General features: G+C 74.6%; 12 protein-coding genes and 3 pseudogenes. 7 read left to right on the forward strand and 8 right to left on the reverse strand.

The annotated features are described in order from the left end of the window. Positions 1–132: 132 nt before the first annotated feature. Positions 133–1,878 (reverse strand): AMP-binding protein, encoded by a 1,746-nt coding sequence (locus IFT79_RS03575; protein ID WP_192122918.1) that lies wholly within the window; start codon positions 1,876–1,878, stop codon positions 133–135. A 72-nt stretch (positions 1,879–1,950) separates the two neighbouring features. On the opposite strand from IFT79_RS03575, the gene IFT79_RS03580 reads away from it, so the two are divergent. Next, a complete protein-coding gene (locus IFT79_RS03580) occupies positions 1,951–2,871 on the forward strand; it encodes a copper homeostasis protein CutC (RefSeq protein ID WP_192122919.1) in 921 nt (306 codons plus the stop codon). Between the two features lie 156 nt (positions 2,872–3,027). After that, positions 3,028–4,008, forward strand: coding sequence for an NAD-dependent epimerase/dehydratase family protein (locus IFT79_RS03585; protein ID WP_192122920.1), 981 nt, complete (start codon positions 3,028–3,030; stop codon positions 4,006–4,008). A gap of 501 nt (positions 4,009–4,509) precedes the next feature. Here IFT79_RS03585 and IFT79_RS16145 read toward each other — a convergent pair. Then, a pseudogene (locus IFT79_RS16145) lies at positions 4,510–5,514 on the reverse strand (HAMP domain-containing sensor histidine kinase); the annotation flags it as partial. A 695-nt stretch (positions 5,515–6,209) separates the two neighbouring features. After that, the gene (locus IFT79_RS03595) at positions 6,210–6,878 is read right to left on the reverse strand and encodes a response regulator transcription factor (protein WP_192122921.1); all 669 of its coding nucleotides are present in this window, start codon (positions 6,876–6,878) and stop codon (positions 6,210–6,212) included. Positions 6,879–7,009: 131 nt separating this feature from the next. Here IFT79_RS03595 and IFT79_RS03600 point away from each other — a divergent pair, with 131 nt between their 5' ends. Then, positions 7,010–7,972 carry a hypothetical protein gene (locus tag IFT79_RS03600; RefSeq protein ID WP_192122922.1) on the forward strand — a complete coding sequence of 321 codons (963 nt, stop codon included), beginning with the start codon at positions 7,010–7,012 and terminating at the stop codon, positions 7,970–7,972. A 69-nt stretch (positions 7,973–8,041) separates the two neighbouring features. On the opposite strand, the gene IFT79_RS03605 is transcribed toward IFT79_RS03600, so the two are convergent. Continuing rightward, the gene (locus tag IFT79_RS03605) at positions 8,042–8,572 is read right to left on the reverse strand and encodes an SRPBCC family protein (protein ID WP_192122923.1); all 531 of its coding nucleotides are present in this window, start codon (positions 8,570–8,572) and stop codon (positions 8,042–8,044) included. Between the two features lie 105 nt (positions 8,573–8,677). Between IFT79_RS03605 and IFT79_RS16820 the strand changes: the two are divergent. Beyond that, a pseudogene (locus tag IFT79_RS16820) lies at positions 8,678–8,758 on the forward strand (DivIVA domain-containing protein); the annotation flags it as partial. Positions 8,759–8,803: 45 nt separating this feature from the next. After that, positions 8,804–8,914: pseudogene (locus IFT79_RS16155) on the forward strand (DivIVA domain-containing protein); the annotation flags it as partial. 45 nt (positions 8,915–8,959) lie between these two features. On the opposite strand, the gene IFT79_RS03615 reads toward IFT79_RS16155, so the two are convergent. After that, complete coding sequence (locus tag IFT79_RS03615; protein WP_192122924.1) at positions 8,960–9,214, reverse strand: DUF4287 domain-containing protein; 255 nt, start codon at positions 9,212–9,214, stop codon at positions 8,960–8,962. Between the two features lie 138 nt (positions 9,215–9,352). Between IFT79_RS03615 and IFT79_RS03620 the strand changes: the two genes are divergently transcribed. Further along, entirely contained in the window at positions 9,353–10,249 is an 897-nt protein-coding gene (locus IFT79_RS03620; RefSeq protein ID WP_192122925.1) for a hypothetical protein, read from the forward strand. Between the two features lie 91 nt (positions 10,250–10,340). On the opposite strand, the gene IFT79_RS03625 is transcribed toward IFT79_RS03620, so the two are convergent. Continuing rightward, positions 10,341–11,840 (reverse strand): alanine racemase, encoded by a 1,500-nt coding sequence (locus IFT79_RS03625; RefSeq protein WP_192122926.1) that lies wholly within the window; start codon positions 11,838–11,840, stop codon positions 10,341–10,343. A gap of 150 nt (positions 11,841–11,990) precedes the next feature. On the opposite strand from IFT79_RS03625, the gene IFT79_RS03630 reads away from it, so the two are divergent. Beyond that, positions 11,991–12,395, forward strand: coding sequence for a RidA family protein (locus tag IFT79_RS03630; RefSeq protein WP_056043363.1), 405 nt, complete (start codon positions 11,991–11,993; stop codon positions 12,393–12,395). Between the two features lie 167 nt (positions 12,396–12,562). Here the strand turns inward: IFT79_RS03630 and IFT79_RS03635 are convergent, their stop codons facing one another. Beyond that, positions 12,563–13,189: an NAD(P)-dependent oxidoreductase gene (locus IFT79_RS03635; protein ID WP_192122927.1), complete on the reverse strand. Its 627-nt coding sequence runs from the start codon at positions 13,187–13,189 to the stop codon at positions 12,563–12,565. A gap of 163 nt (positions 13,190–13,352) precedes the next feature. Beyond that, on the reverse strand, positions 13,353–15,020 hold the full coding sequence (locus IFT79_RS03640) for an amidohydrolase family protein (protein WP_192122928.1): 1,668 nt from the start codon (positions 15,018–15,020) through the stop codon (positions 13,353–13,355). Positions 15,021–15,061 lie beyond the last annotated feature (41 nt).

Below are 15,061 nucleotides of genomic sequence, written 5' to 3' on the forward strand. Positions count from 1 at the left end.
CACCCCGCCTCGCCTCGCTCCGCCCGACACCGCACCGCGTTTCGTGCAAGGCATTGCGACGAGTTGCGGTGTCGTGCACGACACGCGGTGCCGTGAGTCGGAGCCGTGGGGCGTCGGGCTCGCCGAGCGGCCCTATCCCTTCAGGTCGGGGAAGTCCGCGTCGCGCCACTCGGCCGCGGCCCGCTCGCCCGACCGGGCCAGCGCCTCCTCGCGGTCACGCAGCTCGACGCGTCGGATCTTGCCCGAGATCGTCTTCGGCAGCTCGGCGAACTCGACCCGCCGGACCCGCTCGTAGGCGGGCAACGACACCCGGGCGTGAGCCAGGACGGCCCGAGCGGTCTCGGCGTCGGGCGCCCACCCCTCGGCCAGGGTCACGTACGCCTTGACGATATTCAGCCGGGTGTCGTCGGGTGCCGGCACGACCGCGGACTCGGCGACGGCCGGGTGCTCGATCAGCATGCTCTCGACCTCGAACGGCGAGACCTTGTAGTCCGACGACTTGAAGACGTCGTCGGTGCGGCCGACGAAGGTGATCATGCCGTCGGCGTCGCGCACCGCCACGTCGCCGGTGTGAAACAGCCCGTCGCGCATCGACGACTCGGTGCGGGCGGCGTCGCCGAGGTAGCCGGTCATCAGGTTGACGGGCCGCGTGGTGAGGTCGAGGCAGACCTCGCCCTCGTCACCGACGACACCCGTGACGGGGTCGACCAGCACGACCTCGACGCCGGGCAGGGCGCGCCCCATCGAGCCGGCCTTGATCGTGCCGCCGGGCGCGTTCGCGACGATGGCGGTCGTCTCGGTCTGCCCGTACCCGTCGCGGATGTCCAGGCCCCAGCCCTGCTGCACGCGCCCGATCACCTCGGGGTTGAGCGGTTCGCCGGCCGAGAGCGCCTCGCGCAGGGCGCTCGGTCGCGAACCCAGGGACGACTGGATCAGCATCCGCCACACGGTCGGCGGCGCACAGAACGAGGTCACCCGGGCGCGCTCGAGCTGGTCGCGGAGCTCGGCCGGGCGGAAGCGCCCGTAGTTGTAGACGAAGACGGTGGCCTCGGCGGTCCACGGCGCGAAGAAGCAGCTCCAGGCGTGCTTGCCCCAGCCCGGCGACGAGATCGTCATGTGCACGTCGCCCGGCTGCACGCCCAGCCAGTACGTCGTGGTCAGGTGCCCGACGGGGTACGAGGCGTGCGAGTGCACGACCATCTTCGGCTTGCTCGTCGTGCCCGACGTGAAGTAGACGAGGCAGGCGTCCTCCGTCGCGGTGGCGACGTCGGGGCGGTCCCAGGAGGCGCGGTGCGAGTCCCCGAAGGACGTCCAGCCCGCGGGGACTGCGTCGCCCTCGGAGACGACCGCGATCCGCGTGACGGCCTCGACCCCGTCGACCCCCGCGAACGCCGGGGCGTCGGCCGCGTTGGCGATCACGTGCCGGACGAGCCCGCGGTCGATGCGGTCGGCGAGGTCGGCGCTGCCGAGCACGGTCGACGTCGGCAGGATGACCGCGCCCACCTTCATCACCGCGAGCATGGCCTCCCACAGCTCGACCTGGTTGCCGAGCATGAGCATGACGTGGTCGCCCTTGGCGACGCCGAGGTCGTGCAGCCACGCGGCGACCTGGTCGCTGCGCCGACGCATGGCGTCGAACGACACCCGCTGCTCGGAGCCGTCCTCCTCGACGATCCAGAGCGCCGTGCGGTCGTTGCCGTCGGCGACCACGTCGAACCAGTCGGTCGCCCAGTTGAAGCGGTCGCCGACGTCCGGCCAGCGGAACTCGTCGCTCGCCCGGTCGAGGTCGTGCCCGAGCCCCAGCAGGTGGTCGCGGGCCGCCCGGTAGGCGGCGGTGGCCGGGGCCTCGGCGGGTGCGGATGCGGGTGCGTCGGACATCCCGCCATCATGCACCCCGCCCCATGCCCGGCCCGGCATGGGCCCGTCGAGCCGCTCGCCTAGGGTCGTGACATGACGAACGACGCGACCCGCGCCTCCTCATCCGCCGACACGTCCGCCCGCCGGCGGCCCGCGCTCGAGATCGCGGTGACGAGCGCCGCCGGAGCCGTCACGGCGCGCGACGGCGGAGCCGACCGCGTCGAACTGTGCAGCGCCCTCGAGCTCGGCGGCGTCACCCCGTCGCAGGGGCTGGTCGAGGCGACCGTCGCGACGGGCGTTCCCGTGCACGCGCTGGTGCGGTGCCGGCCCGGCGGCTTCGCGTACGACGCGGACGAGCTCGACGTGATGGTGCGCGAGATCCGGGCGCTGGTGCGCTCGGGCGTGGCCGGCGTCGTCGTGGGCGCGCTGCGCGAGGACGGCTCGCTGGACGTCGACGCCCTCCGCTGGTTCGTCGAGGCCGCGCTCGACGCCGCCGCACCTCCGCACCGGGTCGCCGGACCGCAGGACGTCGCCGAGACCCCTCCGCGCGGCGTGAGGTCCGCGCGGGTTCCGGGGGCCTCACCCCTCGAGCCGCGCCCGCTGGAGCCGCGCCCACTGGAGATCACCGTCCACCGGGCCGTGGACCGTGCGGCGGACCCGGTCGCGGCGGTGACGGCCCTGGCGGGGCTGGGCGTCACACGCGTGCTGACGTCGGGTGGCTCCTCCACGGTCGGGGCGGGTCTGGCGTCGGGGGTGCTGCCGCGCCTCGTCGAGGTCGCGGGCGACGTGCAGGTGATGGCCGGGGGCGGCGTGCAGCTCGGCGACGTCCCGGCGCTCGTGGCCGCGGGGGTCGACGCCGTCCACCTCTCGGCGAAGCGGGCGCGGGCCGGGCGCGCCTCCTCGTCCCGGTCGGGGACGACCGTGTCGCTCGGCACCGAGGCGTCGACCGACTCGTGGTTCGAGACCGACCACGACCTGGTCCGCGCCGCCCGTCACGCCCTCGACCAGGCCTGAGGCCGCGGCCGACCGCCACACCGCGGCGCACCGCCGACGAGGCCCGTCCCGGGGTCCCGACCCGCGCCTCCTCCCCAGGGTCCCGACCCGCGCCTCCTGCCCGACTCCTGCCCACGTCGGCGACCGCCACCGGGCGCGGGGGTGCACAGTGGAGCGATGACATCGACGTCCCTCCTCGTGATCGGCGGCACCGGGCAGATCAGCGCCTCGGTGGTGCGGCAGGCCCTGCGCGACGGTCTGGCCGTGACCGTGCTCAACCGCGGCAGCACCACGATCCGGCCCGTGCCCGCGGGCGTCGAGCAGCTCGTCGCCGACGTCCGGGACGAGGAGGCGCTGGTCGCCGCCCTGGACGGGCGTCGCTTCGACTCGGTGGCCGACTTCCTGACCTTCACGCCCGACCAGCTCGCCTCGATGCTGCGCGTGGTGGCCCCGCTCACCGACCAGTACGTCTTCATCGGTTCGGCGTCGGCCTACCAGAAGCCCCCGGTGACGCTGCCGATCACCGAGGCGACGCCGCTCTTCAACCCGTGGTGGTCGTACTCGCGCGACAAGATCGCCTGCGAGCGCCTGCTGCGCGACGAGCACCTCGCGGGGCGGGTGCAGGCGACCGTGGTCCGTCCGTCGCACACCTACGACGAGACGCACGTGCCGTTGCTCGGCGGCTGGACCCCGATCGAGCGCATGCGCCGCGGGGACGCGGTCGTGCTGCACGGCGACGGCACCTCGCTCTGGGCGCTGACCCACTCGAGCGACTTCGCCCGCGCGTTCGTCGGATTGCTCGGGCACCCCGGCGCCCTGGGCGAGGCGTTCCACATCATGTCGCCCGAGCTGCTCACCTGGAACATGATCGCGCGCGACCTCGCCGACGCCGCGGGGGCGTCGCTGCACGTCGTCCACCGCACGACGCAGGTCCTGACCGACGAGGTGCCCGAGTGGACGGCCGACCTCTGCGGCGACCGCAGCCACCCCGCCGTGTTCGACACGTCGAAGATCCGCGCGCTGGTGCCCGGGTGGGAGGCGCGGGTCCCCTTCGCCGAGGGAGCCCGCCAGATCGTCGCGTGGCACGACGCCGACGCCTCCCGGCGCACGGTCGACCCCTGGGTCGACGACACCTACGAGCGGCTCGTCGCGCTCTAGCCCGGGCTCGGGTCCCGACCCCGGCCCGGCCCCCGGCCCCGGCCCGTTGGAGCTTCGGGTCGACGTCGCACCACCGTCGCGTCGTCGAACCACCCGGGGGCGTGGTTCCACGACACGGGCGTGGTGCGACCTCGGCCCCGGGCCGGGCCGGGCCGGGCCACCGGGCCACCGTCGCACCGCCAGCGGAACGTCGCACCACCGTCGCGTCGTCGAACCACCCGGGGGCGTGGTTCCACGACACGGGCGTGGTGCGACCTCGGCCCCGGGCCCGGCCACCGACCCGCCGACGCACCGCCAGCTGGACGCCGCACCGCCAGCTCGACGTCGCACCACCGTCGCGTCCTCGAACCACCCGGGGGCGTGGTTCCACGACACGGGCGTGGTGCGACCTCGGCCCCGGGCCGGGCCGGACCACCGGGTCGGGCCGGGCCGGGCCACCGGGCCGGGCCGGGCCGGGCCACCGGGCCGGGCCGGGCCGGGCCACCGGGCCGGGCCGCCGGNGGTGCGACGCAGCGCGGGCGCGGGCGCGGCCGTCGGGGCGCCAGCCGCCGCAGCCGCAGCCGCCTCCGCTCCGGCCCGCACCGCACGCACGGCGACGGGCAGCGTCAGCCGGAACACCGCGCCGGGCCGGCCGACCCCGGGCGGCTCGCAGACCAGGTCGCCGCCGTGGGCGCGCGCCAGACCGCGGGCGATGGGCAGCCCCAGGCCCGCGCCTCCGTCCCCGGACCGTCGGGCCTCGTCCAGCCGCACCAGCCGGTCGAACACCCGCTCGCGGTCGCGCTCGGGCACGCCCGGGCCGTCGTCGGACACGAGCACCGCGACCTCGTCGGTACGCGACGCGTCGAGCCAGATCGTCACCCGCCCCGAGCCCCCCGTCGCCCGAGCGGCGTTGTCGACCAGGTTGCCGACGATCTGCGAGACCCGACCCGCGTCGGCCGCCACCACGACCGGGCCGTCGGGCAGCAGGACGCGCAGGTCGAGCGACGGCCGTCGCAGCCGCTGACGCTCGACGTCGGCGAGCAGCGACGCCCCGAGGTCGACGGGTGCGACGTCCAGCGAGATGCCTTGGTCGACGCGGGCCATCAGCAGCATGTCGTCGATCAACCGGGAGGCGCGCTCGGCCTCGCGCACCACGTGCGTCGCCAGCCGCTCGCGTTCGTCGGCCGTGCCGGGCGACCGCACGAGGGTGTCGGCCGCGGCGCGCATCCCGGCGACGGGGGTGCGCAGCTCGTGGGCGGCGTCCGACACGAACGCGCGCACCCGCGTCTCGGCGTCGAGCGCGGCCCGCTCGGCCCCTTCGACGCCGTCGAGCATCTCGTCGAAGGCGACGGCGACCCGGCCGATCTCGGTGTCGCGTCGGGCCGGCCGCAGGCGTCGTCCCCGGTCGCCGTGTGCGATCGACCGGGCGACGCCGGTCATCCGGTCGAGCGGCCGCAGGGTGGCCCGCACCACGAGGGCGAGGCCGACCGCCGCGATCAGCAGGAACGCCGCGGAGGCGCCGATCATCACCCAGCGCAGCTGCACCAGGGTCTCGCCCACCGACCGCGAGTCCGTGGTCAGGGTGATCGTCGACCCGTCGCTGAGCTGCGAGACGAGGGTGGTCACCTCGTCGTCGCTCCGCACCTCGGACGAGGTGACCGTGACCGCGTCGGACGAGGAGGTGCCGGTCGCGTCCCCGGCGTCGGTGCCGCCCGGGGAGTCGGTGCCGGCCTCATCGGTACCGGTGCCGGTGCCGTCCGGGCTGCCGGCGCCCGCGCCTCCTGGTCCGTCGTCGAGCCCCGAGGCCGGGCCGCCGCGTCCGGGGCCGTCGCCGAGCGAGGGCGGGCCCTCGCGCAGCTGGTCGGGGCTCGGGCCGGCGACGATGGCGTCGCCGTCGACGTCGCGGATGACGACCGAGAGCCCCTGGGCCGAGAGCCGGTCGGCGAGCTCGTCGCCGTCCACCGTGCCGACCAGGGCCGCGGCGGCCGCGGCGCGGTCCGACAGCCGGTCGACGACCTGGGCGCGGAGTCGCTGGCCGAGCGTGAGCTCGACCGTCACGGCGAGCGCCGCCAGCAGGACGGCCAGCAGCAGCAGCACGGCGACGACCGTGCGGACGCGCAACGAGCCGGTACGCAGCCCGGGGGTGGCGGTCTCGGGGGCCGGCACCGCGCCTCCTCGGGGGTGGTGTCCCGTCGTGAGCGCGGCGGGACGGCGGGCGCGCTTCACGCGCTCATCCGGTAGCCGAGGCCGCGGACGGTGTGGATGAGGCGGGGGCCCCGGGTCTCCATCTTGCGGCGCAGGGCACTGAGGTGCACCTCGACGAGGTTGGGGTCGTAGTCGTCGTAGCCCCAGACCTGGGTGAGGATCTGGGTCTTCGAGACGGTGCGTCCGCGGCTCTCGGCGAGGAAGCCGAGCAGGCGGAACTCGGTCGCGGTGAGGTCGAGCGGTTCGCCGCCCCGCGTGATGCGGGCCGCCTCGGGGTCGACGACGAGGTCGCCGATCTGGATCACCGACGGGATGCGGCCGCGGCGGCGGAGGACGGCCGTGACGCGCGCGATCAGTTCGGCGACGGCGAAGGGCTTGACCACGTAGTCGTCGACGCCCTCGGAGAAGCCGCGCAGCCGGTCGTCGACCTCGTCGCGGGCGGTCAGCATGACGACCGCCGCGTCGGACGAGGTGCGGATCGTGCCCGCGAGCCGGATGCCGCTCGCCCCGGGGAGCATCCAGTCGAGCACGACGAGGTCGGGCACGAATGCCTTCAGCTGTTCGGACAGGTCGGAGCCGTCCGCGAGACCGTGCACGGCGAAGCCCTCGGCGCCCAGCGCGGTGACGACGGCGGTGCGGATGGTCTCGTCGTCGTCGATCACGAGGACACGGGCGGGGCTGAGCATCCTCCGAACGGTAGGGCCGGTCGGTGGGCGGAGGCTATGGACGGGCTGGAGGTGCGGTGTGGGTCGCGTGGGCACGGACTGCCACCAGGGGTGAACCGCCGACGGGCTCGGCCTGCCGCTAGGGTCGGCGCATGGGGAGACAGCGCCGACGACGGCAACTCGTCGCGGGCGGCGTCCTGCTGGGGCTGTCGCTGCTCGCGTTCTGGCTCGGAGGGCCGATCTCGGCCCGGTGGCCGTCCGCCTACCTGACCGTGGGGTTGGCGGCGTTCGGGCTCTTCCTGGTCGCCCTGTGGCTGTTCCTCCTCGTCATCGCCGAGCGTGAGGGGCCGCCTTCTGGTGCCCCGACCCTCCCGACCCGTCCGAGTTCCCCGGGCTGGTGGCCGTTCCAGCGGCGGCAGCCTCCGATCCCTCCGGACCTGGATGAGTTCTCCTCCGCCCCCTGGCGCCACCACGTCTGGGACGACCGGGTCGTCCCCGCACTCCGTCGCGTCGATGCCGACGAGACCCTCGAGCTGTTGCTCATCGACGACCGAGGCGAAGGCCCGATCGGTACGAAGAGGCAGATCGTCGTGGCGTTCTCCACCCAGGACCTCTTGCTGATGTCGGCCGCGCTGCAGGCGGACGCCGAGGACTCCGGCGACCCCTACCCGGCCAGGGAGATCGGCTTCGATGCGCAGGACGCACTCGCCTGGTCGCGTCGGGCCGCCCGCGCCGCCCGCGACGGGCCGGCCCCCCGGCCCGGCCCGCCGCGCACCACTGCCGTCGGCGCGCGACGCATCGCGTGGACCGCCTGGGCGCTCGAGGACGATGCCGGGGGCGACGAGAACCGAGATCCGTGGTTCGCCGTTCCCCTCGACCAGCTCGAGGCCGTGCTGAACACCCTCCAAGAGGTGGCGAAGGGCACCATCGACGTCGATCTCGGTGCGACCCACCGGCCGGACGCCCAGCGGCCCGACGACTTCGGGACCGCCAGGGTCGAGGACGGACACGACGAACGCCTGGTGGCCGACGAGCTGGTAGGACGCCTACGCCAAGTCCTCCGGCACGCGCACGAGCCCGACCCGGCGTCGACGTTCGGCCCCTCCGAGACCTGAGGCGAACCTGCCGAGCCACCGGGGTGGTGAGGTGCCCGGAAGCCCCCTGGGGCCGACGGTGAGCAGGACCTATGGAAGGGCCGGAGGCACGGTGCGGGCCGGGTCACCGGCGCCGCCGAGATCGGGGTCGAGGTGGGCCAGGACGAACGGATCGACGCAGCCCCGGGCGAAACCGCGGATGCGTCGGTCGATGTCGCGCTGGAGGAGGACGGCGCCGATGCGCTCGGCCACGGGCGCCAGCCACGCCGGCTTGCACGAGAAGTTGTAGCGCCAGACGGCCTCGGTCGAGCTCGGGTCGCCGTCGACCTCGCTGAACCGCCATCCCCCGCCCATGCGCGCGAAGAACCACGACCCCTTCGTCATCTTCATGCCGACGTTCGTCGGTGGGTTGTACGAGACGTACTCGCTCTCCATCCGGAACCCGAAACGCTGCACGGTGAACGTCCGGACCCCCTTGGCGGCCCGGGGCGCACCGCCGACGAGGTACTGCCGCCGGATGAACGGGTCCCATCGCCTGCGCGCCTCCCCCTGGGTCTGCGACACCGCGAAGGCGACGTGGAGGTCGACAGGAACGACACACCGGGACTCGACGACGGGCATGGGCTCATCGTCCCACCTCCGGACGTCCGGGCGACCACGGGCGTGGAAAGATCAGGACAGACCTGTCGACACCCGACCCCGAGGAGCGACGTGCTCGCACGAGACGTGACCGAGAAGAGATTCACCCCGACCCGCTTCCGCGACGGCTACGCGATGGAGGACGTTGACCCGTTCCTCGAGCGCATCCGGGCCACCCTCGCGGCCTACGAGCAAGGGACCACCGTCGGCCTCCTGGCGGACGTCGACGTCGTGGCCGCCCGGTTCCGACCGACGAGGTTCAGGGAAGGCTACGACCAGGACGAGGTCGACGACTTCCTGGACCAGGTCGTCGTCGAGCTCAGGGGACGACAGTCCGCCGGGGGTCGCTGACCGCGTCCCGACGACGCGTCAGCCGCGGGCGTGGCGCACGTACGCGACGATGGCGTTGGCGTTGGCGTGACCGTGGCCCAGGCCGTGTTCGGACTTCAGCCACGACACCACCTGCATGTGCGCGTGCTCGTCGAGACGCTCGTCGACCAGGTCGAGCCACTCCTGGACCGGCCGCCCGTAGGTGCGCTCGATGCTCGGGAAGTACGACGCCGGCCCTTTGACGGTGTGGCCGTCGGCGGGCGGTTCGGGTGCCAGGACGCGTCGCTCGGACATGCCGTGACGGTAGCAGTCGATGTCGACGCGACTTAAGCCCCGCTTCAGATTCGGTTCCGAGAGTGGTGCCTGCCGGAGGGAACGCCCCGACCGCCAGCCGCACCGCGGCTCGCCCGGCACCCGACATCTGGAGACACCATGGCGAAGGACACGACCCCCGACGGCCGCGACGACGACCGTCGCGACGAGAACACCCCCGCGCAGGACGATGCGTGGGCCGAGCGACTGCGTCGTGAGGACGAGGACCAGGACGCCCGGGCGACGACCGAGCTGCCGGCCCGGCCGTCGGGCCAGCCCACGGCCCCGACCACCCCGATCGTCGCCGACGACCAGCGCACCCGCGAACTGCCCACGGACGGCAGCGCGTTCCGAGCCGAGTCGACCCCGCGACGGCGCCCGAGGAAGGGCCTGCTCGTCGGCATCGGCATCGCGGCGGCCGGCCTCGCCCTGGTCGGGACCAGCACCGCCGTCGCGGTGTCGAACGCCGGGAGCTCGACCAGCGCCTCCTCGAGCGCGACGCCGGGCCGGGACGACGCGACGGACCAGGCCGACGGTTCACGCCAGGGGCCGGGAGAACGAGGCTCCGACGACGCCACCGGTGCACCCACCGACGCGCCGACCCCGCCTGCTGCGGGCGACGACTCGGACGAGAGCACTCCGGCCGAGGGCACCGGGCCCGACGGCGAGGCCCTGCCGACCCCGGGCGTCGGCCCCGACGGCGAAGCCCTGCCGACCCCCGGCACCGGGCCCGACGGGAAGGCCATGCCGACCCCCGGCACCGGCCCCGACGGGAAGGCCCTGCCCGAGGCACCGGAGGGCGGCCCCGCCGCCGGCGGCCCGATGGCTGGCGGACCGCAGGGCCCGGGAGAGAAGCGCGGCCCGGGCCACGGCCCCGGCGAGAAGGGCGGCCCGAAGACGGACTCCGGCGACACCGAGGACGACTCCGACCGCCCCACCCCGCCGACGGACGCGCCCGCCCCTCCCACGGACGCGCCGACCCCCACCCCCGGCACCGACGAGGGCTCGGGCTCGTAGGCCGCCGGCCGCACCGGCCGTCAGGGCGCCGGCCGCTCGGAAGCGCCGGCACCGGTCAGCACAGCAGGCTCCGTCAGAACAGCAGGCTCCGTCAGAACCGCGTGGTGATGCCGCCCTCGACGACGGGTGGCACACCGCGGCGGTCGGCCGAGCCCCGCACCGTGGCGATCTCGTTCCACTTGTCGATCGTGGTGCAGGGGTGCGAGACGCCGAGCCGCACCAGGTCGCCGACCTGCAGCCCCGACGCCGGGTCCAGCCGCAGGAAGGCGTGCTGGTCGTTGAGGGCCGACACGTGCGACCCGTCGAGCACCCCCGGGAGGCGCCGGTCGGCCGCCTGCGGACGCCACGCCTCGAGCGGCACCGGGAACCCCTCGTCGTCCGACGTGTCGCGCCGTCCGACGTTGAGCAGGGCGAGCCCGGGCTCGGGACGGGACACCACGGACGCCCAGAGCTCGAGGGTCGGCAGGAACGAGGGCTCGATCGTCGGCCCCTCGACCTGTTCGGCGTCGAACCCCTCGGCCCGCTCGGCGTCGAACCCCTCGGCCGCGCCGTCGAATCCGGTGAGTTCGCCGTCGGTCGGCCCGCCCATCTCGCGGTCGGCCTGCGACCCCGCCGAACCGTCGCCGACGACGACCGTGACGTCGGCGTCGACGCCGGCCGCGCCTCCTGCGGTCGACGGCACGGCGTGGCGGGTCGACGGCATCGTGTCGCGGGCGAACGGGGTCAGCCGGCGATAGAGGTCGTGGTCGTGGGCGACGTACGAACCCGACCGCAGCACGACGCGCGTGCGCGGCCCCTGCAGACCCGAGGGGTCGTGCCGGTCGCCGAGCACGGCGACGACACGGTCGAAGTAGACGCTGCCGCCGGCGGTCACCACCACGTCGTGACCTTTCGACAGCCACGGGTCGAAGGCCGGCGCACCGATGCCGTCGAGCACCTCGAGGAGCCCCCGCAGGTAGTCGTCGACCACGGCGATGCCGGCCGCGTCGACGTCGTGCGTGAGGGCGCCCTCGTACCCGGCCACCCCGGCCAGGACGAGGTGCGGTGCCGCCGCCACGGCCTCGGCGACGAGCAGTGCCTCGCGCACCGAGCGCGCGCCGGTCCGGCCGAGCGGCGACCCGAACTCGACCAGCACGGCGAGCGGACGCTCGCCCTCGGCCCGCGCCAGGGCGGCGTCGACGAGGCGCACCGTCTCGACCGAGTCGACCCACATGAGCACGTCGACGCCGGGCGCGGCGAGCGCCGCGAGGGTCGCGGGCGCGAACGCGGTGCCCGCCAGGACGACGTTCGGCACCCCGGCCTCGCGCGCGACGGCGACCTGAAACGCCGTCGCGAGCGTGATGCCCCACGCGCCGGCGTCGAGCTGCCGGCGCCAGATCTCGGGTGCCATCGTCGTCTTGCCGTGCGGCGCCAGGTCGACCCCGGCCTCGCGACACCAGGCGGCCATGGTCTCGACGTTGTGGGTGAGGGCGTCGAGGTCGATCGTGAGCAGCGGGGTCGCGAGGTCGATCAGCGGGACCGGCCGGGGCTCGCGGCCGAAGCCCACCTTGGTGGGGACGGGGGCGGACGGGGTCGAGGACGACGTGGTCATGGTGCCTTCCGACGGGTGCGGTTCGGGGGTGGGCGGAGTGGTGCTGCGGTCAGGCCGTGTGTCGGTACCTGACGGTAGTTTTGCAGCCACCCCCGACGGGCGACACCTCACGTCGGGCCCACCGACCATCCACCAGAGAAGAGCAGACCTGTGAGCGAGAAGACCGAAGTCCGCACCGGCGGCGCCCCCACCCCCATCTCGACCTTCTCGCAGGGCGTGCTCAAGAACGGGTTCCTCAGCGTGTCGGGCCAGGGCCCGCAAGACCCCGCCACGAGCGAGTACCTGCACCCCGGCGACCTGACGTCGCAGACCGTCCGCACGCTCGACAACGTCAAGGCGATCGTCGAGGGCGCCGGCGGGACGTTCGACGACGTCGTGTCGCTGCGCGTGTTCCTCACCACGCGCGACGACTTCGCCGAGATGAACGCCGCGTACGAGACCTACCTGCTGCAGAACGTCCCGAGCGGGGTGTTCCCCACCCGCACGACGGTCTTCGTCGAGCTGCCGAACGAGGCCATGCTCGTCGAGATCGACGCGCTTGCGATCCTCAGCTGACGCGCTCCGGGCCTGCGGCCTGCGGCCCTGCCGAGCTGCCGCCCTGCCGCTCGTCGACAGCGGGCCAGTTCGAACTTTCCGGGCCCACACGATCGCCCGCCGCCCCCGGACACGCCCGTGTTCGGGGTCGTGCGGCGTCCAGGCGGCTCCCCCGCAGGAGGCGCAGGTCAGTCGGCCGCGCCCGTCACGACCACGATCTTCCGTGACCACGTCGCGTCGGTCAGCTGGGCGAGCATGAAACGCGCCACGTCGGCACGGGTCACGTGGCTGCCCGCCCCCTGGGGCAACCGCTCCCCCGTGGCGAGCGACCCGGTCGCCGGGTCGTCGGTGAGGCGCGTCGGGTAGACGAGCGTCCAGTCGAGTCCGCTCTCGCGCACCTCGGCGTCGGCGACGTCCTTGGCGGCGTAGACCTTGCCGAGCACGGTGTGGAAGAACATCTTCTGGAAGGTGTTCGCATCGGTCTGACTCTCGCCGACACCGAAGGCCGAACAGACGACGAGTCGGTCGACGCCCGCGTCGTGCATCGCCGGCAGCAGGGCCCGCCCGACCTCGACCTCGACCGGGTGCCGCATGTTCCGCGAGCCGATCGCGTTCAGCACGGCGTCCTGGCCAGCGACGGCGGCGCGGACGTCCTCGGCCGAGGTCGCGTCCCCGGTGAGCACCCGGACGCCCTCCGTCACGTCGAGGGACGAGGCATCGCGGACGAGCACCGTCACGTCGTGCCCCGCCGACAGGGCGACCCGCAGGACGTGGGAGCCCGTGCCCCCGGTCGCTCCCAACACCAGAACCTTCATCGCGCCTCCTGTCGTTCATCGAAGCGAACACCGTCCGACCAAGAGCGGGCCGAGAACGTCGGCGCAGGGTCGGGGCAGGTCGGGTCGGAACAGGGCGGGTCGGGTCGGGTCGGGTCGGGTCAGCCGATGCAGGTCGGCCAAGTCGGGGTCACCAGAGGCAAGCTCAGCGGAGGCGACGGCCCGCGGCCCAGAGGCCGACCAGCCCCGACGGGCCGAGGCGGGGCGTCGCGTAGGTGGCCCGGTCGGCGTACGCCCCGGGGTCGACCAGCTGCAGGTCGGCGACGGCCCCGGCGGCGATGCCGAGCGCGCCTCCTGCCCGGCCACCACCCACGGCGCCGACGCCGCCGCCGGCGCGGGCACCCGTGCCCCCCAACCCGAACCGCGAGGAGGCGCGGGTCGACATGCGCGCGATCGCCTCGCCCCGCGACAACACGGCCTGCGGCCCCGACCCGGCGTACTCGTCGAGCACGCGCGAGAACGTCCCGTACAGGCGGGGATGCACGGTGCCGGTCTCGCGCGGCAGCCCGTCCGAGCCGACCAGGGTGTGCGGCCACGCCAGGGCCGTCCGCATGCCCTCGAGGTCGGTGTGGAACACGATGACGGTCAAGGCGCCCCGTTCGGCGAGGACGAGGTCGGCGAGCACCTCGCGCGGGTCGGCACCGACCGCCTCGGCGATCTCGGCGAGCGGCCGCCCCTCGAAGCCCGCGTGCTCGGGTCGCGTGAACCCCGCCGCCGAGATCCGCTCGGGGCCGATCGCGGCGTACTGGTTCTCGAGCGTCGATCCGGCCCAGGGTTCGAGCAACCCGTCGAGCACCTGCCGCCGCGAGCGCGTGCCGGGTCGGAGCGCCTCGAGCAGGCTCTCGACCCCGTGGTCGGCCGTGGCCGGCGGGAACAGCGACGCGACCGTCGTGCTGCCCGCGTCGTAGGGGTAGACGTCGGCGCTGACGTCGACACCGTCGTCGTGCAGGGCGTCGAGGTGCTCGACGATCGCGGGCATGCCGCCGACGTTCCGCGGCCCGGTCACCTTCAGGTGGCTGACGTGGACGGCGGCCCCGGTCTCGCGCCCCAGCGACGCCAGCTCGTCGATCGAGTCGCGGAGTCCGTCGGCCTCGTTGCGGACGTGGGCGACCAGCAGCTTGCCCCGCACCGCGCACTCCCGGGCCAGGGCGACGAGTTCGGGCCGGTCGGCGGCGTCGCCGGGTGCGTACATGAGGCCGAGTGAGACGCCGAGCGCCCCGGCGTCGAGCGCCTCGCCCACCGACGCCGCGATGAGCGACCGCTCGACGCCGTCGGCCGGTCGGCGGTCGAAGCCGAGCACGCCCGCCCGCAGCGGGGCGTGCGGGACGAGGGTCGCGGCGTGCAGGCCGAAGGTGCCGTCGGCGTCGCCCTCGGCCAGCGTCCGCACGTAGTCGGCGAACGTCGCCCATCGTCGCGCAGGGAACCCGCCGAGCACCGGCCGCGAGTAGTCCTCGAGCGAACGGTCGTCAGGATCGGTCGGCGACGGCGCGACGCCCTGGCCGCAGTTGCCGACGATCGTGGTCGTCACGCCCTGCCCGGTCTTGGGGGCGACCCCTCCCGGGCGGAACAACGCGGCGTCGTCGTGCGCGTGCACGTCGACGAACCCCGGCAGCACGTCGAGTCCGCTCGCGTCGACCACCTCGACCCCGGCCGGCACACCGGACGAGGAGGCGCGGTGACCGTCACCCGCGGACGCCGCGGCCCCGGGCCCCACGGCCGCGACCACGCCGTCGCGCACGACGACGTCCGCGACGCGACCCGCGCCTCCGGACCCGTCCCAGACCGTCCCGCCCGCGAGCACCAGCGTCGTCACGGGGACGCCGTCGTCACGCGGACGCGGACGCCGCCGCCGTC

The organism is Frigoribacterium sp. CFBP 8759, from assembly GCF_014841655.1.
Taxonomy (GTDB): Bacteria; Actinomycetota; Actinomycetes; order Actinomycetales; family Microbacteriaceae; genus Frigoribacterium.